This window comes from Streptomyces sp. 15-116A, assembly GCF_025290915.1.
In the GTDB taxonomy this organism is placed as follows: Bacteria; Actinomycetota; Actinomycetes; order Streptomycetales; family Streptomycetaceae; genus Streptomyces.
In genome coordinates this window covers 1-19623 of the sequence record NZ_JAOCQE010000106.1, presented here as the reverse complement: position 1 = coordinate 19623, position 19623 = coordinate 1, and the positions used below count along the sequence as shown (strand labels likewise).

Annotated in this window: 16 protein-coding genes; 9 read left to right on the top strand and 7 right to left on the bottom strand. The window is 72.6% G+C overall.

Going from position 1 to position 19623, the window contains the following annotated elements:
- Positions 1–366: fibronectin type III domain-containing protein (locus tag N4P33_RS18590; RefSeq protein ID WP_260827751.1), on the bottom strand; the 366-nt coding region annotated here is incomplete at its 3' end.
- A gap of 373 nt (positions 367–739) precedes the next feature.
- Between N4P33_RS18590 and N4P33_RS18585 the strand changes: the two genes are divergently transcribed.
- Entirely contained in the window at positions 740–1438 is a 699-nt protein-coding gene (locus N4P33_RS18585; protein WP_260827750.1) for a glycoside hydrolase family 75 protein, read from the top strand.
- Between the two features lie 60 nt (positions 1439–1498).
- Here N4P33_RS18585 and N4P33_RS18580 read toward each other — a convergent pair whose 3' ends face one another.
- Genes N4P33_RS18580 through dhaK form a run of 3 tightly spaced genes read right to left on the bottom strand, consistent with a single transcriptional unit; the run spans position 1499 to position 3552 of the window.
- A complete protein-coding gene (locus tag N4P33_RS18580) occupies positions 1499–1909 on the bottom strand; it encodes a PTS-dependent dihydroxyacetone kinase phosphotransferase subunit DhaM (protein ID WP_260827749.1) in 411 nt (136 codons plus the stop codon).
- Entirely contained in the window at positions 1902–2510 is a 609-nt protein-coding gene (gene dhaL / locus N4P33_RS18575) for a dihydroxyacetone kinase subunit DhaL (RefSeq protein ID WP_260827748.1), read from the bottom strand. Before dhaL ends, N4P33_RS18580 begins: the two co-directional genes overlap by 8 nt.
- 49 nt (positions 2511–2559) lie before the next feature.
- Positions 2560–3552, bottom strand: coding sequence for a dihydroxyacetone kinase subunit DhaK (dhaK, locus tag N4P33_RS18570; RefSeq protein ID WP_260827747.1), 993 nt, complete (start codon positions 3550–3552; stop codon positions 2560–2562).
- Positions 3553–3728: 176 nt separating this feature from the next.
- On the opposite strand from dhaK, the gene N4P33_RS18565 reads away from it, so the two are divergent.
- From N4P33_RS18565 to putP, 3 genes are all read left to right on the top strand, one after another.
- A complete protein-coding gene (locus N4P33_RS18565; RefSeq protein WP_260827746.1) occupies positions 3729–4433 on the top strand; it encodes a TetR/AcrR family transcriptional regulator in 705 nt (234 codons plus the stop codon).
- Between the two features lie 114 nt (positions 4434–4547).
- Complete coding sequence (locus N4P33_RS18560) at positions 4548–6104, top strand: MDR family MFS transporter (protein ID WP_260827745.1); 1557 nt, start codon at positions 4548–4550, stop codon at positions 6102–6104.
- Positions 6105–6259: 155 nt separating this feature from the next.
- Positions 6260–9826 carry a sodium/proline symporter PutP gene (gene putP / locus N4P33_RS18555; protein WP_260827744.1) on the top strand — a complete coding sequence of 1189 codons (3567 nt, stop codon included), beginning with the start codon at positions 6260–6262 and terminating at the stop codon, positions 9824–9826.
- 33 nt (positions 9827–9859) lie between these two features.
- Here the strand turns inward: putP and N4P33_RS18550 are convergent, their stop codons facing one another.
- The gene (locus N4P33_RS18550) at positions 9860–10462 is read right to left on the bottom strand and encodes a TetR/AcrR family transcriptional regulator (protein ID WP_260827743.1); all 603 of its coding nucleotides are present in this window, start codon (positions 10460–10462) and stop codon (positions 9860–9862) included.
- Positions 10463–10572: 110 nt separating this feature from the next.
- Here N4P33_RS18550 and N4P33_RS18545 point away from each other — a divergent pair, with 110 nt between their 5' ends.
- Both N4P33_RS18545 and N4P33_RS18540 read left to right on the top strand, forming a co-directional pair.
- The gene (locus N4P33_RS18545; protein WP_260827742.1) at positions 10573–11592 is read left to right on the top strand and encodes an aldo/keto reductase; all 1020 of its coding nucleotides are present in this window, start codon (positions 10573–10575) and stop codon (positions 11590–11592) included.
- Positions 11593–11702: 110 nt separating this feature from the next.
- On the top strand, positions 11703–13583 hold the full coding sequence (locus N4P33_RS18540; RefSeq protein ID WP_260827741.1) for an ABC transporter ATP-binding protein: 1881 nt from the start codon (positions 11703–11705) through the stop codon (positions 13581–13583).
- Positions 13584–13783: 200 nt separating this feature from the next.
- Here the strand turns inward: N4P33_RS18540 and N4P33_RS18535 are convergent, their stop codons facing one another.
- Positions 13784–14221, bottom strand: a complete 438-nt coding sequence (locus tag N4P33_RS18535) for a PAS domain-containing protein (RefSeq protein WP_260827740.1) — start codon at positions 14219–14221, stop codon at positions 13784–13786.
- A 348-nt stretch (positions 14222–14569) separates the two neighbouring features.
- Here N4P33_RS18535 and N4P33_RS18530 point away from each other — a divergent pair, with 348 nt between their 5' ends.
- Positions 14570–15022: a MarR family winged helix-turn-helix transcriptional regulator gene (locus tag N4P33_RS18530; RefSeq protein WP_260827739.1), complete on the top strand. Its 453-nt coding sequence runs from the start codon at positions 14570–14572 to the stop codon at positions 15020–15022.
- Between the two features lie 163 nt (positions 15023–15185).
- Positions 15186–18200, top strand: a complete 3015-nt coding sequence (locus N4P33_RS18525) for a BTAD domain-containing putative transcriptional regulator (protein ID WP_260827738.1) — start codon at positions 15186–15188, stop codon at positions 18198–18200.
- Positions 18201–18444: 244 nt separating this feature from the next.
- Here the strand turns inward: N4P33_RS18525 and N4P33_RS18520 are convergent, their stop codons facing one another.
- Complete coding sequence (locus N4P33_RS18520; RefSeq protein ID WP_260827737.1) at positions 18445–18642, bottom strand: hypothetical protein; 198 nt, start codon at positions 18640–18642, stop codon at positions 18445–18447.
- 195 nt (positions 18643–18837) lie between these two features.
- Here N4P33_RS18520 and N4P33_RS18515 point away from each other — a divergent pair.
- Positions 18838–19623: AfsR/SARP family transcriptional regulator (locus N4P33_RS18515; RefSeq protein WP_260827736.1), on the top strand; the 786-nt coding region annotated here is incomplete at its 3' end.

The following is a 19623-nucleotide window of genomic DNA, read 5'->3' as shown; positions in this document are numbered from 1 at the left end:
CGGGCCCAGCCGGCCGTCCTTGTCCCGCGCCCGCACGGTGAACACATACGTGGTCGACGGCCGGAGCCTGGTGACATCCACCATGTGCTCGGAACCGGGCACTTCCTTGACCTTTGTGGGGCCCCGATACACCTCGTACCGGCTGACCTCGGCGTCAGCGGCGGCCACCGCGTTCCACATCACATGCACGCTGGTGGCGCTGCCCGCCTCCGCCGTGACACCCGTGGGCGCACCGGGCGGGCGGCCGCCGTCCCCGCTGCCCGAGGCGCCCCAGCCGCAGGCACCGGTCAGGAGGAGCAGGCCGCCCACGAGCAGACCGCGGAGAGCGAGCCGGCGGCGGGGCACGGCAGGGGGAACGCCTCGCACGATTCAGCCTCCCGGGGCAGCACACCGGAACATTCCGAGCAATGGTCCGGACCAATATGACGCGGATGACGCGATCACATCAAGAGGTGGGGTGTGAGTGGTCGCGGCGCGATTTCGTATGCTGACGTCGTGACGGCTGAACTGCACCCGAACGAGGGGGAGTTCAGGCCCGCGGCGCGGACACCGCTGTCGTCGCAGATCCCGCGCCGACCACGCGGCCGGGCGGCCGGAGCCGGCACCGCCTCGGGCCCCCGGCCGCCCGCCACGTGCCGTTCTCGGTGCGTCGTCCGGCCGCGTTGCGGTGGCCCCGGCACGGCCGCGGGATGAGATTGGCCCTGATTGCCGTCCTGTCCCCCAGTGAGAGGCCCCCTACGTGTCCCGTGTCCAGTCGATCACCCTCGCCGTCGCCGGTGCCGCCCTGCTCGCCCCCACGGCCCTGCACACCACCGCGTCAGGTCCCCGCACGGAGCCCGTCGCCCTGCGCAAGGACTCCGTGACCGCGGCCGAGCTGCTGTCGAAAGTGCGGGACTGCGACCGTGTCTCCAACGGGCGCTACCGCACCGACCAGGGCAGCCCCGCCACCGTCCCCGTGTGCGGGACCTCCGAGGCGGTCTTCTGGAAGGCCGACATGGACATCGACTGCGACGGGCGCCCCGGGACCCACTGCAACGCCCGCACCGACCCGCACTTCTCCGCCTCGACCGCCTTCGCCCAGTCCGACGGCCGCCCGCTGAGCTCGGAGAAGCTGCCCTTCGTGGTGGTGCCCGCGCCCAGCTCCCTGTGGGACTACCGGGCACACGGCGTGCGCGGCGGCTCCGTCGCGGCGGTCGTGTACGGCGACCGCGTGCAGTACGCGGTCGTCGGCGACACCGGTCCCACCGGCATCATCGGCGAGGCGTCCTACGCGACGGCGAAGGCCCTGGGCATCGACCCGGACCCCCACGGCGGAGGCACACCCGCGGGGGTCACCTACATCGTCTTCAAGAACAGCAGGATCACCCCCATCGAGGACCGCGGCGCGGCGGAGAAGACGGGCGAACGCCTGGCCCGCGCCTTCGTGACCGCCGACTGAGGTCTGTGCGCGGCGTCCCGTGACGTGGCCTCTGATGTCCCCTCTGTCTCCTCTGTGTCCTCACACCTTGCGGTACGTGTACGCCTCCGCTGCCGCCGCTTCCACCGCCGCGAGGTCCGCTCCCGTCGCCGCCGTGACCACCGCGGCGACCGCGCCCTCCACGAACGGGGCGTCCACCAGGCGGGTGCGGTCCGGGAGTTCGTCGCCCTCGGCGAGCAGGGCCTTCACGGTGAGGACCGCGCTGCCCAGATCGGTCAGCACCGCCACCCCCGCCCCGCGGTCGACGGACGCGGCCGCCGCGGCGATCAGCTCCGCGCTCGTGCCGAGCTCACCGGACTCGGTGCCGCCCGCCGGTGCCACGGGCACGGCCGCACCCGCACCCGCGAGCCCCTTGGCCAGCTCGGCCACCGACGCGGCCACCTGCGCGCTGTGCGACACCAGCACGATCCCCACCAGCTTCTCGTCACTCACCGCCGGCCTCCGCCGCCTCGGCCAGGGCGGCGATCAGCAGCGCCGCCGAGGTGGCCCCGGGATCCTGGTGCCCGATGCTGCGCTCGCCCAGATAACTCGCCCTCCCCTTGCGCGCCTGCAGCGGCGTCGTGCCGACGGCACCCTCCTCGGCGGCCTCGCGCGCCGCCGCGAAGGAGTCGCCGAGCGCGTCCACCGCGGGCACCAGCGCGTCGATCATCGTCTTGTCGCCCGGCGTCGCACCCCCGAGCCGCATCACCGCGTCCACCCCTGCCCGCAGCGCCTCGGCCAGCTGCTCCTCGCCGACCTCACCGGCGTCACCGAGCGCCTTGCCGGTGCGGCGCAGCAGCGTCCCGTACAGCGGCCCGGACGCACCGCCCACGGTCGAGATCAGCAGCCGTCCCGCCTGGGTCAGCACCGCACCGGGTGTCGTCGGCGGCTCCTTCTCCAGCGCCTCCCTGACCGCGGCGAACCCGCGCTGGAGATTGGTGCCGTGATCGGCGTCGCCGATGGGCGAGTCGAGGGCGGTGAGCCGTTCCGCCTCGCGGTCCACCGACGCGGCGGCCGTCGTCATCCAACGGCGGAAGAAATCGGCGTCGAGCACGGGAACTCCTCGCTTCGTAGACACGTGTGATCCGATGAACCGGCGCCCGTCACATGCCCCAGCGCAGCCCCGGCGTACGCACCGGCGCGTCCCACAGCCGCAGCAGCTCCTCGTCGATCTCGCACAGGGTGACCGACGCACCCGCCATGTCCAGCGACGTGACGTAGTTGCCGACCAGGACCCGGGCGACCGGCACGCCCCGCTCTGACAGCACCCGCTGCACCTCGGCGTTGAAGCCGTACAGCTCCAGCAGCGGCGTCGCGCCCATGCCGTTGACGAGGACCAGCACCGGATTGCGCGGGGTGATGTCGTCCAGGATCGCCTGGACGGCCACCTCGGCGATCTCGCCCGAGGTCATCATCGGCCGCCGTTCCCGGCCCGGCTCGCCGTGGATGCCGATGCCCAACTCCAGCTCGCCGGGCGGCAGGTCGAAGGTGGGGCTGCCCTTGGCGGGAGTGGTGCAGGCGCTGAGCGCGACACCGAAGCTGCGGGAGTTCTCGTTCACCTGCCGGGCGAGCGCCTCCACCCGCTCCAGCGGCTGCCCCTCCTCCGCCGCGGCGCCCGCGATCTTCTCCACGAACAGGGTCGCGCCGGTGCCGCGCCGGCCGGCGGTGTACAGGCTGTCGGTGACCGCCACGTCGTCGTCGACCAGCACCTTCGCCACCTGGATGCCCTCGTCCTCGGCGAGTTCGGCGGCCATGTCGAAGTTCAGCACGTCGCCGGTGTAGTTCTTCACGATGAACAGCACCCCGGCCCCGCTGTCCACGGCCGCCGCCGCGCGCACCATCTGGTCGGGCACGGGGGAGGTGAACACCTCTCCGGGGCAGGCCGCCGACAGCATCCCCGGGCCGACGAACCCGCCGTGCAGCGGCTCGTGCCCGGAGCCTCCGCCGGACACCAGGCCCACCTTCCCGTCCACGGGTGCGTCCCGGCGTACGACCACCCGGTTCTCCACGTCGACCGCCAGCTCCGGATGGGCCGCCGCCATCCCGCGCAGCGCGTCCGCCACCACGGTCTCCGGGACGTTGATGAGCATCCTCATGGGTACCTCCGAGTCACGTTGACGGGTCGTCAGCCGGGCGGGAGCAGCGGCAGCCGCCCCACGCCAGTATCGGTGGGCTGCCCGCCTCGGGCACCCCTTGGTGAGCCCGAGGCCGGGGTGCGCGGGTTCCCTGCCCGGCCCGGGGCAAGATTGCAGACTCTGCATTTTTGCGTACTATGCAATATGTGAGGGAGAAGGTGGCCGCGGAAGGCGGCTGGCGGGAGCGCAAGAAGCGGGCCACGCGTGCGGCGCTCGTGGAGGCGGCGGTACGGATGGCCGCCGAGCACGGGGTCGAGCACGTGACCGTCGACGCGATCAGCGAGGCGGCGGGTGTCTCGCCACGCACCTTCTTCAACTACTTCGACTCCCGCGACGACGTCTTCGTCATGGTCGGCGCGGAGTCGAGCGCCCGGGTCCGCGGCGCCCTGCTCGACGCGCCCCCCGAGCTGTCACCGCTCGAGGCGCTGCGCGACGCCATGGCGCTGGAGCTTCAGGAGATCGAGCAGCAGCACGAGTTGTGGCGTCTGCACGCCGAAGTGCTGCGCCGGTCTCCCGACCTCCTCGCACGCAGCATCGGTGCCCACATGGCGGACGAGCTCGGCCTGGCCGAGGCGATCGCCGAGCGGATCGGCGCCGGATCGCCCCTGTTCTCCGGCGACCGCGCCCGGTGCACGGCGGCCGAGGCCGAGCAGCGACGGATGGCGCTCGGGCTGTACCCGCGGCTCGCGGCCGCCGTCGGCGTCGCGGCCGTCCGCGTCGCCATCGAGCACTGGTGCGTCCGCCAGGACGAGGCCGCCTTCGACGACGTGTTCCGAGAGGCGTTCGACCACCTCGCGGCCGGGCTGGCAGCGCCGCCGCCCGCCGGCTCCGGGAGCCGCTGACGCCGGCTGTCCGTACCCACCCCACTGGCACGACGGGTCGCCCCCGTGCCGCCGCATCGCGAAAGAGACGACGTGACACCACCCGTGGCGCCCGAAGGGGCGTCCTCGACCCCCATGTCCCACCGACAGATACTCCAGGCCATGTCCGGGCTGATGGCGGGCATGTTCGTCGCCATCCTCGCCGGGACCGTGGTCTCCAACGCGCTGCCCCGGATCATCGCCGATCTGGAGGCCAGTCAGTCCTCCTACACCTGGGTCGTCACCGCCGAGCTGCTGGCCATGACCGCCACGGTGCCCCTGTGGGGCAAGCTCGCCGACCTCTACAACCAGAAGCTGCTGCTCCAGCTCTCCCTCGGCATGTTCGTGGTCGGCTCGCTCCTTGCCGGTTTCTCCCACGACGTGGGTCTGCTGATCTTCAGCCGGGTCGCCCAGGGCATCGGCGCGGGCGGCCTCACCGCCCTGGCGCAGGTGGTCATGGCGGCCATCATCCCGCCGCGCAGGCTCGGCAAGTACGCGGGCATCTTCGGTGCCGTCTTCGCCGTCGGCACGGTGGCCGGGCCGCTCATCGGCGGCGTCCTGGTGGACACCTCCTGGCTGGGCTGGCGCTGGTGCTTCTTCATCGGCGTACCGTTCGCGCTGCTGGCCATCGTGCTGCTGCAGCGCACGCTGAAGCTGCCCACGGTCCGGCGCGAGGTGAAGATCGACTTCCTGGGCGCGTTCCTCATCGTCGCGGGTGTCTGCGCCCTGCTCATCTGGGTCTCCCTGGCCGGCAACCAGTTCGACTGGGCGTCCTGGCAGACCGCCGTCCTGGTCACCGGGGGCGTGGCGCTCCTCGCGGCCGCCGTCTACGTCGAGTCGCGGGTCGCCGAGCCGGTCATCCCGCTGGGCATCTTCCGCAACCGCACGGTGTCGCTGGCCACGCTCGCCAGCCTGCTGGTCGGTGTGGCCATGTTCGGCGGCACCGTCTTCCTCTCCCAGTACTTCCAGGTGTCCCTCGGCAAGTCCCCGACGGTCGCGGGACTGATGAGCCTGCCCATGATCCTGGGCCTGCTCGTCTCCTCCACGATCGCCGGCCAGATCATCAGCGCCACCGGCCGCTGGAAGATCTACCTCGGCTTCGGCGCCGCCGCCATGACGATCGGCCTCGGGCTGCTCTCCACCATCGGCGCCGACACGCACTTCGGTCTGCTCAGCCTGTACATGGCGATCATGGGCATCGGCGTCGGCATGCTGATGCAGAACCTGGTGCTCGCCGCGCAGAACGACGTGCCCGCCTCCGAACTGGGCGCCGCGACCTCGGTGTTGTCCTTCTTCCGCAGCATGGGCGGCACCATCGGCACCAGCGTGCTCGGCGCGATCCTGGCCAACCGGGTCGCCACCGAGATGACCAAGGGCCTGGAGCAGTCGGGGGTGCCCGCGGGGTCCGGCCAGGCCGCCGGTCACGGTGTGCCGGACATGACCACCCTGCCGGCACCGATGCGGGAGATCGTGGAGCACGCCTACGGGGTCGCCACCGGAGACCTCTTCCTCGTCGCCACGCCGTTCGCCCTGCTCGCCCTGATCGCGGTCCTCTTCATCAAGGAGAAGCCGCTGAAGGACACCAGCGGCATGGAACGCCTGGCCCAGGAGTCCGACACCGCCACGCCCACCCCGGCGGCCCCGGTCGGCTGATCCACGACGCGCGTCCCCGGCCGGTCTGACGGCTCCCCGGGCCGTCAGACCGGGAAACACCCGCCCGCTATCTGTACATTTGTCGCCAAGGTGTGACGCCTCCGGGCGGCCGGTTGGCCGCCACGCTGAACGCGAACCTCGCGGGCGAGGACCATATGTTCGACTTGAGCGCGCCGATCGTGACCACGTTCGTCCTGTACGCGGTCGCCATGGTCGCAACAGGCGTCTGGGCCTACACCCGCACGCGCCGCTTCACCGACTTCGCGCTCGGCGGGCGCAGGCTCAGCCCGCTCGTCTCCGGTCTGTCCGCCGGGGCCAGCGACATGTCCGGCTGGCTGTTCCTCGCCCTCCCCGGTGCCGTCTATGCGGCAGGCATCGGCTACGTCTGGATCGCCGTCGGCCTGGCCGTCGGCACGTACCTGAACTGGCTGTTCGTCGCCCCGAGGCTGCGCACCTACACCGAGCACGCGGAGAACGCCGTGAGCCTGTCGGCGTATCTGGAGGAACGGTTCGAGGACCGCACCCGGATGCTCCGCCTGGTCTCGGCGGCGGTCACCCTGGTCTTCTTCACCGTCTACGTCGGCAGCGGCCTCGTCGCGGGCGGCGTGCTGTTCGAGACGATCTTCGACGTCCCGTTCGAGGTGGGCGCCACCCTCACCGCCCTGCTGATCGTCGTCTACTCGGGCCTCGGCGGTTTCCTCGCGGTCAGCACGACCCACGTCATGCAGGCCTCGCTCATGCTCCTCGCGCTCGTGGTGCTCCCCGCGACGGCCCTCGCCTCCCTCGGCGGCTTCGGCCCCCTGGGCGACGCCCTGGACCGCAGGGAGCCGGGGCTGCGCGAGCCCGGCAGCCGGGTGATCTACGAGGACGGCGCGTGGATGTCCGGCGGCGGCCTCGGCGCCGTGGCGATCGTGTCGCTGCTCGCCTGGGGGCTCGGATACTTCGGCCAGCCGCACATCCTGGCCCGCTTCATGGGCATCCGCAGCAGCCAGGACGTCCCCGCCGCCCGCCGCATCGGCACCGGCTGGGTCGTCGTCGTCCTCACCGGCGCCACCCTCGTGGGCCTCGCCGGCATCGGTGAGCTCGGCGTACCGCTGACCGACCCCGAGACGGTGTTCATCGCGCTGTGCCGCACCCTGCTGGATCCCTGGATCGCCGGGGTGCTGCTGATCGCCGTACTGGCCGCCGTCATCTCCACCGCCGACAGCCAGCTGCTCGTGTCGTCCGTCGCCCTGACGGAGGACTTCTACCGCGCGTTCCTCAACCGGCGCGCCTCCGACACCTCCCTGGTGTGGATCGGGCGCGCCGCCGTCGTCGCTGTGATCCTGGTGGCCCTGCTGATCGCCCTGCGCGGCGACGGGGTGCTGAGCATCGTCGCCTACGCCTGGGCGGGCTTCGGAGCCGCCTTCGGACCGGTCGTCGTGCTGTCCCTGTACTGGCCCCGGATGACCTGGGCGGGCGCCATGGCCGGCATCGTGTCCGGCGCCGTCACGGTCCTGGCGTGGGAGTGGATCAACCCGCTGCTCGGCCCGCTCGAGTCGGGCATCTACGAAATGGTGCCCGGAGTGCTGGTGGCCACCGCCGCCGCCCTGCTGTTCGGCCGCTACGTCGGCCGGCCGCCGAAACGGGCCTTCTGGCGCATGCCGGGCGGCGGCCAGCTGATGGTCACCCCGTTCCTGGCCCACGCCCCGGTCGGCATGGCCGTCCTCGACACCGACCTGCGGTACGTCTGGGTGAACGAGCCCCTGGACCGGGTGATCCCCAGCGAACAGCGGCTCGGCCGGCTGATCCGGGAGGTGCTGCCCCGGGAGGAGGCGGAGCCGTACGAGGAGCGGATGCGCGCGGTCCTGCGCACCGGCGAACCCCAGATGGACTTCGAGTTCCGCAGCTCCGAGGACAGCCCCGACCCCGGGCGGGCGCTCTCCGTGTCGTTCTTCGGGATGAAGGACCGCCACGGCCGCACCGTCGGCATCCTCTACATGGTCCTCGACGTCACCGAGCGGCGCCGCGCGCAGGAACGCCTGGCCCTGCTCAACGACGCCGGTGCCCGCATCGGCAGCACCCTGAACGTGACCCGGACCGCGCAGGAACTGGCCGAGGTGGCGGTGCCGTCCGTCGCCGACTTCGTCGCCGTCGACCTGCTGGACTCCGTCATGCGGGGCGAGGAACCCGCCCCCGGGCCGGTCGGCCTGTCGCCGGTGATCCGCCGGGCGGGCCAGCACTCGGTGCGCGAGGGCTGCCCGGAGGCCAGCCTCGCCGTGGGGGAGGCGGTGCGGCGTGCCTCCTCCTCGCCCGTGACGCGGTGCCTGCTGGAGAGCAGGACCCTCGTGGAGCGCACCCTGGACCGCGAGGCCAGCCCCTGGGTGACCGTGGACGAGACGCTGGGCGCGTCCATCCTGCGGTTCGACTTCCGCTCGCTGATGGTGGTCCCCGTGCGGGCGCGCGGCGTCACCCTGGGCGTGGCGACCTTCGCCCGGTCCCGGCGCCTGGGGCCCTTCGAGGACGACGACGTGCGGCTCGCCGAGGAGATCGTCTCCCGTGCGGCGCTGTGCGTCGACAACGCCCGCCGCTTCACCCGGGAACGCACCGCCGCCCGCGCCATGCAGCGCGCCCTGCTGCCGCAGGCGCTGGCCGGGGGATCCGCCCTGGAGGTCGCGTCCTGGTACCAGCCGGCCGACGCGCCCAGTGGAGTGGGCGGCGACTGGTTCGATGTGATCCCGCTGTCCGGGGCCCGGGTCGCCCTGGTCGTCGGGGACGTCGTCGGACACGGCATGAACGCGGCGGCCACGATGGGACGCCTGCGCACCGCGGTGCGCACCCTGGCCAATCTCGACCTGTCCCCGGACGAACTCCTCGCCCACCTCGACGACCTGGTCATCGGCCTGATGGACCCGCACGGCGCGCGGGAGCCGGCCGCCGCCGAGGACATCGGCACGGGCACCGCGTTCCTCGGCGCCACCTGTCTGTACGCCGTGTACGACCCGGTGAGCGGGCGGTGCACGCTGGCCAGGGCCGGTCACCTCCCGCCGGTGGTCGTCGACGCGGACGGCACGCCCGAGGTCCTGGACCTGCCCGCGGGCCCGCCCCTCGGCCTCGGCTATCTGCCGTTCGAGTCCGCCGAGGTGGAGCTGGCCGAGGGCAGTCTCATCGCCTTCTACACCGACGGCCTGGTGGAGACCTTCGACCGGGACATCGACGTGGGGATCGCCCGGCTCGGTGAGGCGCTCGCCGAGCCCGGTCCGTCCCTGGAGGAGATCGGCCGGGGCGTGGTCGACGCGCTGCTGCCGGGGCCGCCGCCCGACGATGCCGCCCTGCTGCTCGCCCGTACCCGGGTGCTGACGCCCGACCAGGTCGTCTCCTGGGACCTGCCCGGCGACCCGGCCGCGGTCGCCGACGCCCGGGGCGCCGCCGTCCGGCAGCTTCACGCGTGGGGCCTGGAGCATCTGGCGTTCACCACGGAGCTCATCGTCAGCGAACTGGTCACCAACGCGATCCGCCACGCGGCCGGGCCGGGCTCCCTGCGGCTGATCCGCGACCGCAGCCTCATCGTCGAGGTCTCCGACGCCAGCAGCACCTCGCCCCGCCTGCGCCACGCCCGTACCACCGACGAGGGCGGCCGGGGCCTGCTGATCGTCGCCCAGCTCGCCCGCCGCTGGGGCACCCGTTACACCCAGACCGGCAAGATCATCTGGGCGGAGCAGGGGCTGACGGCGGAGGTGTAGGGGCTCAGCCGGCCCAGGCGCGGGGCGGCCGGTTCACGCCGGGCCGTCGTGCGGACGGCGCAGCCCCGCGATCAGGAGCTCCACCAGGCGGCGCGCGTCGTACCGGGGATCGCTGTCCGCCCCGATGCAGAGGTTGCCGACGCCCCGCAGGAACGCGTACGCGTCGATGCCGGAGCGGATCTCGCCCGCGGCGGACGCGGCGTCGAGCAGCTCGGAGCAGACGGGCACCAGCCGGTCGAGGAAGTAGGCGTGCAGCGTCTCGAAGCCGGCGCTGTCGGAGCGGAGCGCGGTGGCGAGTCCGTGCTTGGTGACCAGGAAATCGACGAAGAGGTCGACCCACCGCCCCAGTGCGGCATGCGGAGAGGGACCGGCCGCCAGCAGCTCCGGCCCGGCCTCGGCGCACGCGTCGACCTGGTGCCGGTAGACGGCGACGACGAGATCCGCCCGTGTCGGGAAGTGACGGTAGATCGTGCCAAGACCCACGCCGGCCTCGGCGGCGATGTCGCGCACCGGCGCGTCCACCCCCGATCGGACGAAGACCGCCGCGGCCGCGTCGAGCAGCGCCTCCTTGTTGCGGCGCGCATCCTTCCGCCGGGGCGGGGCCGCCTGCCCCGCGCGCTCGTCGCTGTCCTTCACCGCGCTGTTTCCTCCCTGTGCCTCTTGCCAAAGCGGAACAGTGTTCCGTATCGTTCCCATCGTTCCGGAACGACGTTCCGTTTGCTCATGATGCCAGAGGAGACGCAGCCATGCAGTACCGCACCCTGGGCCGCACCGGCGTACAGATCAGCACCCTCGCGCTCGGCGCGATGAACTTCGGGAAGATCGGGCGCACCACCCAGGACGAGGCCACCGCCCTCGTCGACGCCGCCCTGGAGGCGGGCATCAATCTCATCGACACCGCCGACATGTACAGCCAGGGCCAGTCGGAGGAGATGGTCGGCAAGGCCATCGCGGGCCGCCGCGACGACCTCGTCCTCGCCACCAAGGCGGCCATGCCGATCGGCGAGGAGCGCAATCACCGGGGCGCCTCGCGCCGCTGGCTGGTCACCGCGCTGGAGGACAGCCTGCGCCGGCTCGGCGTCGACCACGTCGACCTCTACCAGATCCACCGGTGGGACCCGGGCACCAGCGACGAGGAGACCCTGTCGGCGCTGACGGACCTTCAGCGAGCGGGCAAGATCCGCTACTTCGGGTCCTCGACCTTCCCCGCCCACCGCATCGTCCAGGCCCAATGGGCCGCCCGCGAGCACCGGTTGAGCCGGTACGTCACCGAACAGCCCAGCTACTCCGTCCTGCAGCGCGGCATCGAGGCCCATGTCCTGCCCGTGACCGAGGAGTACGGGCTCGGCGTGCTGGCGTGGAGCCCGCTGGCCTCGGGCTGGCTGACGGGTGCCGTCCGCGAGGGGCGGGAGATCAGCACCAACCGCTCGGCGTTCATGCCGGAACGCTTCGACCTCACCATTCCGTCCAACCGCGCCCGGCTCGACGCCGTCGAGCGACTGGCCGCGGTCGCCGACGAGGCGGGCCTGACGATGATCCAGCTCGCCCTCGGCTTCGTCACCGCGCACCCCGCGGTGACCAGCGCACTCATCGGCCCCCGCACCCTGGACCACCTGCGCACACAGCTCGCCGCCGCGGACACCGTGCTCTCCCATGACGTGCTCGACGCCATCGACGCCATCGTCGCCCCCGGTACCGACCTCGCCCCTCACGAGAAGCACGACACCCCGCCCGCCCTTCTCGACCCGTCACTGCGCCGCCGCTGACCTTCCCGGCGCGCGCGGTGGGTGTCCGGTTATCGCCCGTCCGCGTTAAATGCCTGGACCGCGGCCCTGGTCCGACGGGACACTGCCGGATTCCGACCTCCGGGAGTGTGATGGGGACTTCAGACACACGAGGGCCGGCGCCCGCCAGGAGTGCCGTCGTTCTCGCCCTGCGCCACTACGGCCGCGAACTGCTCCGCCTACGACGCTGGGCCCTGCCCGCGCTGCTGCTGCCGGCCGTGGGCAACATCGGCATCCGCTATGTCGCCCCCCTGCTGATCGCCAGACTGGCGGGCCAGGCCGCCGACGCCGGCGGGCTCACCCTCGCCTCGGCGCTGCCGTACGTCCTGGGCTTCGGCGTCACGCTGCTGCTCGCCGAGGGCGTGTGGCGGATCGGGGTGCACTGCCTGAACCGCGTGGACGCCCTCGGCATGGAACACCTCTATGTCAGCGGCATGGACGAACTCCTCGCCAAGGACGCGGCGTTCTTCCATGACAACTTCGCCGGATCCCTGACCAAACGGGTGCTCAGCTACGGCAGGCGCTTCGAGGACTTCGTCGACACGCTGACGTTCCGGATCGTGGGCAGTCTGGTCCCGCTGGTGTTCGGCGCGGTGGTGATGTGGCGCTACGAACCGATGCTCGTCGTCGGCCTCCTGGTGATGATCGCGGTCACCGTGGCGGCCGCGGCACCACTCATCCGGCGCCGTCAGCGGCTCGTCAACGACCGTGAGGCGGCGATCGCCCGGGTCTCCGGACATGTGGCCGACAGCCTCATGAACATGGAGACCATCCGGGCGTTCGCGGCCGAGCGGCGGGAGGCCGAGGAGCACCGCCGCCGCGTCGCGGACTCCCGCCGCCTGACCCTGAAGTCGTGGGACTACGGAAATCTGCGCGTCGACACCCTGATCGCCCCCTTGTCCGTGGCGACCAACGTACTGGGACTGATGGTCGCCATCGCCTTCGGCGGCTCGGGGCACTCGGTGGAGGCGATCGTGGTCGCCTTCACCTACTACTCCAACGCGACCCAGATCATGTTCGAGTTCAACCAGATCTACCGGCGCCTGGAGAGCTCGATGACCGAGGCCGCGCAGTTCACCGAGCTGCTGCTGGACCCGCCCACCGTGCTCGACCCGGCGCAACCCGAACCGCTCGCCCCACGGGACACCGGCGTCCGCTTCGAGTCGGTGACCTTTGCCCACATGGGTGCGAAGCCCATCTTCCAGGGCCTCGACCTGGAGGTGCCCGCGGGCACACGGGTCGGTCTGGTCGGCAGGTCCGGCGGCGGCAAGACCACCCTCACCCGGCTCCTGCTGCGGATGTCGGACATCGACGGCGGACGCATCCTCATCGGCGGACAGGACATCAGCCGCCTGCGCCAGGTCGACCTGCGCTCACTGATCGCCTACGTGCCGCAGGAACCCGCCATGTTCCACCGCAGCCTGCGGGACAACATCGCCTTCGCCCGGCCCGGCGCCACCGACGAGGAGATCCGCGCCGCGGCCGCTGCCGCGCACGTCACGGAGTTCGCCGACCAGCTCCCCGACGGCTTCGCCACCCTGGTGGGGGAGCGGGGCGTGAAACTCTCCGGCGGCCAGCGCCAACGCGTCGCCCTCGCCCGGGCGGTGCTGCGCGACGCGCCGATCCTGCTGCTCGACGAGGCGACCAGCGCACTGGACTCGGAGAGCGAGCTTCTCGTCCAGGACGCCCTGTGGCGGCTGATGGAGGGACGGACGGCCCTCGTCGTCGCCCACCGTCTGAGCACCGTCGCCGGCATGGACCGGCTCGTCGTCCTGGACCGCGGCAGCGTCGTCGAGCAGGGCAGCCACGGGGAACTGCTCGCCGCGGACGGCGCCTACGCCAAGCTCTGGCAGCACCAGTCCGGCGGCTTCCTCGGTGAGAACGCCGAGCCGGCCCCGGAGCACGCGACACCGGAGGCCGGTCTCACCGGGCTGCCGGAACCGGCCGAACCGCTGCCGGGCCCGCACCGCTGATCAGCCGCGGGACGAATGATCAGCCGCGGGACGAGAGCCCCTGCCTCCGCACGCCGCCGGAACCCTCCCGCTCGGCCGGAGCCTGCGAGCCGGACCAGAACGCGCACTGGTGATCGTCCGCGAACGAGGCCGAGACCCGGGTGTGTTCGGGGTTCAGGGCCAGGACGGTGTACCGGGCGCCCGCCACCGGCCACCGCGTCTCACCGGGGAGGTCGGGGCTCCCGGTGCGGGCGAACGCCCCCCCAGCGGCGCTTCATGTCGTCGCCCACGTCACGGCCGTCGGCCGGGCCCGCCGCTGCGGACACCTCGGGCGCGGGCCCGGTGAGGAACCAGCGTGCTTCCCCGGCCGCGTCCAGCAGCGGGTGTGCCAGGAGCCGGACGCGCAGACGCCGGCCGTCGCGATGCCGCACCGCGATCTCCCCGTCCCACGCCTCGCGCCGGGCGGCGCAACGCCGCGCGGCGGCGGGAAGCGGCTGCGCAAGCAGGGTCGCGGCCCTCTCACCGACCACGTCGGCGGGCGCGTACCCGAGCAGCTCCTGCGCACCCCTGCCCCAGGCGACGATCACACCGTGCGCGTCCACCGCGGCCGAGGGGGCCTGTCGCCGGGCCGGCCGCACATCACCGGGAGCAGCGGCCACGTCGACCTCCCGCGCTTGGCTGGACCGCTCGCGAAGTTCCGCTGCCTTCCAGCCTGCTCCCAGCCGGCCGACGGCTCAACCGAGCGGGCCGTCCTCACCGAAGGGGGTCCGGTGCCGCGCCCCTGGTCAAGTCCAAGATGTCCAAGATTCAATAGCCGTATCGCCGCAGGCGGTAGCGCTCATTCCACTCATGGGCGACAACATAGACACGGGTGTCGGTCACCTGTACGGTGCCAACGCGTGTCCGGAAACGCCGTCTGCGGCACACCGCGAGTCGATCAGTGTGCCTTTCTGTCCGAGGGGGACGTTGTGCGTGCTGCGACATCCGGCGGTGAGGGCACAGACCGTATGACCGCCGTCGACGCCCTCAGCCGCTCCGCCGTCGCCGTGCTCCAGCTCAACGGCCGGTTCGTCGCGCTCCTCAACGAGCTGGCCCGGAACTCCGGACTGAGCGCCGCGCAGTGGCAGGTCCTCGACGCGGTGGGAGACGGGCCGCGGACCGTGTCCGACATCGCGCGGCTGCTGGGCACCACCCGTCAGAGCGTGCAGCGGCTCGCCGACCTCCTGGTGGACCAGGGGCTCGCCGCCTACCGCGACAACCCGGCCCACCGCCGCGCCCGGCTGCTGACCGCCACCGGGCCCGGCCGGGCGGCGCTGCGCGACGTCGGCCCCGGCCACGCCGAACTCGCCGAGCAGCTGTGCGAGAAGCTCGGCGGGGAGGCCGAACTCCGGCGCACCGTGGAGTCCCTGAACGGACTGTCGCGGGCCCTGTGCACCGTCGCGCCGCGCGTCCCGTCCTGAGACGGGTCCGGGCGGCGGCCGAGCTCCCTCCGACCAGGGGAGCAGCCACGGCGTCATACCGCCCGATCCGGCCGCCGGTCGCCGACCGAACGGCATTCCTGCCTTGTTGTACCGTTACCGACCTGTCGAAGGCCGCAGTCCGGGGGGACCGTTGAATCAGTTGGTGTTCAGACTGCTGGGCCCCCTGCACGTCGAGGCCGACGGCGTCCCCCTGCGCATCAAGGGCAGACGCCAGTCGACCGCGCTGGCGATGCTCCTGCTGTCCGCCAACCGGATCGTCTCCGTCGACACCCTCGTCGACGCCGTCTGGCCGAAAGCGCCCCCGGCGACCGCCCGCAACCAGATCGCCATCTGCGTGGCGACCCTGCGCAAGACGTTCAAGGAGGCAGGCGAGAGCGAACTGCTCCTCACCTCCCCGCCCGGATACGTCCTGGCCGGCGGCGAACACCGCATCGACGTCGTGGAGTTCTTACAGCAGGCCGAACGCGGCCGCGACGCCGCCCGGCTGGGGCGGGCCGAGGAGGCGTGCGGCCTGCTGGAGGAGGCGCTCAGCACATGGCGCGGCCCGGCCCTCGACGAACTGACCGGGGAACGCATCGAGGCCGAGGCTGCCCGGCTCGAACAACTGCGCCTCGACCTGATAGAGGAGCGCGCCGGCCTGATGCTGGAACTGGGCCGGCACCGGGCCCTCACCGGTGAACTCGGCGAGCTGGTGGCCCGGCACCCCCTGCGGGAGCAGTCGCGCGAGCACCTGATGCTGGCGCTGTACCGCTCCGGCCAGCGCGCCGAGGCCCTGGAGGTCTTCCGGCAGGGCCGCCGGCTGCTCAACGAGGAGCTCGGCATCGAACCCGGCCCGCCGCTCCAGCAGTTGCACGACCTGATCCTGCACGACTCGCCGGAACTGACCCGGCCGCCCGCCGCCGCCCCGGCGGCATCGGTCACCGTCCACACGGTTCCCGCCCAACTCCCTGCGGACGTACGGCGCTTCACCGGACGGCAGCAGGAGCTGGCCGCACTCGACCGGCGCCTCAAGGAGCCGTACCACCCGCACGCCCCCGCCGTGGCGACGATCGTCGGAGTCGGCGGCGTCGGCAAGACCGCGCTCGCCGTCCACTGGGCGAGCCAGGCGGCCGAGCGCTTCCCCGACGGCCAGCTCTTCGCCGACCTGCGCGGCTACGACGAGGAGAACCCGCCGGTCTCCCCGTCCGCCGTACTGGACCGCTTCCTGCGGGCGCTGGGCACACCCGCCCCTCAGATACCCGAGGAGCCCGACGAGCGCGCGGCGCTCTTCCGCAGTCTGCTGAGCACCCGCAGGGTGCTGATCCTCCTCGACAACGTACGGTCGTTCGGTCAGCTGCGGCCCCTGCTCCCCGGCGGCGGGCGCAGCGTCGTCCTGGCCACCGGCCGCGAGGCACTCGACGACGTCACCGGTGACTACACCGCTCTGCGCATCCGGCTGCGGGTCCTGCCGCAGTCCGAGGCCACCACACTGCTCACCAAGATCGCCGGCGCGGACCGGTTCGGCAGCGACCCGGTGGCCCTGGAGCAGCTCAGTGCCCTGTGCGACCGGCTGCCCCTCGCGCTGCGCATCGCCGGGGCCCGGCTGGCCGCGAAACCCGGGCTGAGCGTGCAGGGGCTGGTGGAGCGGCTGCGCGACCAGCGGCGGCGGCTGGACGAGCTGAGCCCGGAGGAGGGCGGGGTACGGGCGGGCTTCCGCCTGACCTACCGCGACCTGTCCCCGGACGCGGCCCGCATGTACCGCCGGCTCGGGCTGCTGCGTACCGCGGACTTCGCGGCCTGGGCCGCCGCGGCCACCGTGGACACCGATCTGTGGCACGCCGAGGAACTGCTCGACCAGCTCGTCGACGCCCAGCTGCTGGAGGCCGTCGACCCGGTGCCGGGCCGGGCTGCCCGCTACCGCTTCCAGGATCTGCTCCAGCTGTTCGCCCGCGAACGCGCCGAGGCGGACGAGACGCCGCAGGAGTGCGACGCCGTACTGGAGCGGACCTTCGCGGCCTGGCTCTGGCTCGCGGAGGAGGCCCATCGGCGCGTGGCCGGGCGCGAGTTCCCCCTCGGCCGGCCCGCGGAGCCGGCGCCCGGGTTCCTGCGGGGCGCGGCGGACGACCTGCTGGCCTCACCGGTGGACTGGTTCGACTCCGAGCGCGCCGCCATCACCGACGTGGTGGTGCACGCGGCCGAGCTGGACCGGGCCCGCTACGCCTGTGCCCTGACCGAGAGCGCCGTGCTGCACCTGGAGACCCGCAACTACCTGGAGGACTGGCAGCGGTGCGCCGAGGCGTCCCTGTCGTCGGCCCGTCGCACCGGCGAACGGGCCTTCGAGGCCACGATGCTGCGGCTGCTCGGCTCGCTCGCCATCTACCAGCGGCGCTACGAGCTGGCCGAGGGCCGCAACGTGGCCGCGCTGCGGCTGCTGCGCGAGACGGGCGACCCGCACGGGGCGGCGCTCGCGCAACGCAACCTCGCCATGTGCGCCCGGCTGCAGGGTGACTGGGAGCGGGCGCTGGAGCACTGCCGGGCGGCGCTCGACGGTTTCGCCACCGCCGGGGACGTCGGCAACCAGGCCCATCTGCTGGGCTACCTCGCCCAGATCGAGCTCGACCGCGGCCAGGTGGACCGCGCACTGCCGCTGGCCGTGGAGGCGGTCGCCCTGAGCCGGCGTTCCGGATCGGCCCGTGCGCAGACCCAGAGCGTGTACCGGCTCGGCGAAGTACGGCTGCACGCCGGCGAACTGGACCTGGCCGCCGAGTCCTTCCACGACGTGCTGCAGCTGGCCCGCAAGGAGGGCGACCGCATCGGCGAGGCCCACGCCCTGCGGGGACTGGGCGAGACCCAGTGGAGCCAGGGCCTCCTCACGGCGGCGGGCCGCACGCTGGAACAGGCCCTGGTGATCACCGAGCAACTGGCCGACCGGTTCCTGTACGCCCGGGTCCAGACGGACCTCGGCTGCGTGTGGGCCCTCGGCGGCGACCACGCGGAGGCGGCGCGGAGGTTCGAACGGGCCTACGCCGCGCTCGGGGAGGTCGGAGCGCAGCCCTGGAGGGCGGGCGTCCTGCGGCTGATGGCCGCGGTACGCGACGGTGCCGTGACCGGCACCCAGGCGGAACGATGCTTCACCCCGCAGGCGTTGCGCCTGCTGCTGGCGGACGGCAAGGACTGAGCGCCGGGCCGGCGCCCGAGGCACGGCACCGGGTGGGAGAGCCGTGGGCGAGGCGGCTGGGCCGCCGGGACGGCTGAGCATGAGGCCCGAGGGTTTCCGGCGTCGGCGCGCGAGCAGGGCCCGCACCGTCCGTGCACGGTGCGGGCCCTGACCCGAGGGACCTCATGGGACCCTCACCTCGTCACTGCTCGGTACGGGAGAAGCCTCAGCGGGACCGGCGGAGCTCACGGGAGCCCTCGGCGGATCAGCCCCAGGGCATGTCGTCCTCGGCCGACGCCCCCGGCTCGATCGGCTTGACGATGCCCCAGGGCATGTCACCCGCCGTCGTGACGGCGGCCGAGTGTGCGGTGGTACCCAGCCCGGCGCCGGTGCCCGTGACCAGTCCGGCCAGAACGACCAGACCCGCGATCGCCGCCCGCTTCGCCGTCCGAGTGCTGCGCATGGAGACTCCTTCTGCCGGTGGACCGTACAGCCGCTCTTTGCGGTGCAACGGACACTAGGGAGAGCTCCTTTCGAATCCTTGTCCCGGCGCTTTCGCGTCCCGGGTCACCCGTGAAATCGACACGATATCGAGAAAATAACGGGACCCTCTAGCGTCGTTCGCAGATTCTTCGCGTGCGTCACGAACGGGGATGTCATGGAATTCCGAGTGCTCGGGCCGATAGAGGTCCGCCGTGCGGGACACCGGGTGCCGATCTCCGGGACGAAGCTGCACACCGTGCTCGCGGCACTGCTGCTGGCCCGCGGCGAGGTCGTGTCCGACGACCGGCTGAGCCGGCTGCTGTGGGGTTGGGCGCCGCCGGTCACCGCCGGCGCCCAGCTCTACACCTATGTGTCCAGGCTGCGGAAGCTGCTCGGCGCCGACATACTCATCGACCGCAGGCCGCCCGGATATGCCATGGCCATAGGAAATGCATGGGTCGACCTGTTCGCATTCGAGGAACTCGCGCGAACGGGACGGGAAGCGCTGCTCGCGCGGGACCACGAAAAGGCGGCCGACCTTCTCCGGGACGCGCTGGCGCGCTGGAGCGGCCCGCCGCTGGCGAACACCACCGAACATCTCGCCGAGACCGAGGGGCCGAGTCTCCTCGAGGCCCGCGCCGCCACCTTGGAGTACCGGATCGCGGCCGATCTGGAGCTCGGCCGGCACGAGCAGATCACCGCCGAACTCACCGGGCTGGTGGCAGAGTTCCCGCTGCGCGAGCGGGTCCGCGGCCAGCTGATGACCGCGCTGTGCCGCAGCGGACGGCAGGCCGACGCCATCCACGTCTACCACCACGGCCGCGCGGCGCTGGCCGAGGAGCTCGGTGTGGACCCCTGCGAGGAGCTGCAGGCCACCTACCGGGCCCTGCTGGAGGGCACCCTCACGCGGCCGCCGCAGGACCGGCCGCCTCGCGCGGCGGCGCGGCCCGCACGCCCGCCC

Coding starts and splice junctions, on each gene's coding strand:
- dhaK (WP_260827747.1), bottom strand. CDS start 3,552: ATGAGGATGCTCATCAACGTCCCGGAGACCGTGGTGGCGGACGCGCTG.
- N4P33_RS18565 (WP_260827746.1), top strand. CDS start 3,729: ATGCAATATGTGAGGGAGAAGGTGGCCGCGGAAGGCGGCTGGCGGGAG.
- N4P33_RS18560 (WP_260827745.1), top strand. CDS start 4,548: ATGTCCCACCGACAGATACTCCAGGCCATGTCCGGGCTGATGGCGGGC.
- putP (WP_260827744.1), top strand. CDS start 6,260: ATGTTCGACTTGAGCGCGCCGATCGTGACCACGTTCGTCCTGTACGCG.
- N4P33_RS18545 (WP_260827742.1), top strand. CDS start 10,573: ATGCAGTACCGCACCCTGGGCCGCACCGGCGTACAGATCAGCACCCTC.
- N4P33_RS18540 (WP_260827741.1), top strand. CDS start 11,703: ATGGGGACTTCAGACACACGAGGGCCGGCGCCCGCCAGGAGTGCCGTC.
- N4P33_RS18530 (WP_260827739.1), top strand. CDS start 14,570: ATGACCGCCGTCGACGCCCTCAGCCGCTCCGCCGTCGCCGTGCTCCAG.
- N4P33_RS18520 (WP_260827737.1), bottom strand. CDS start 18,642: ATGCGCAGCACTCGGACGGCGAAGCGGGCGGCGATCGCGGGTCTGGTC.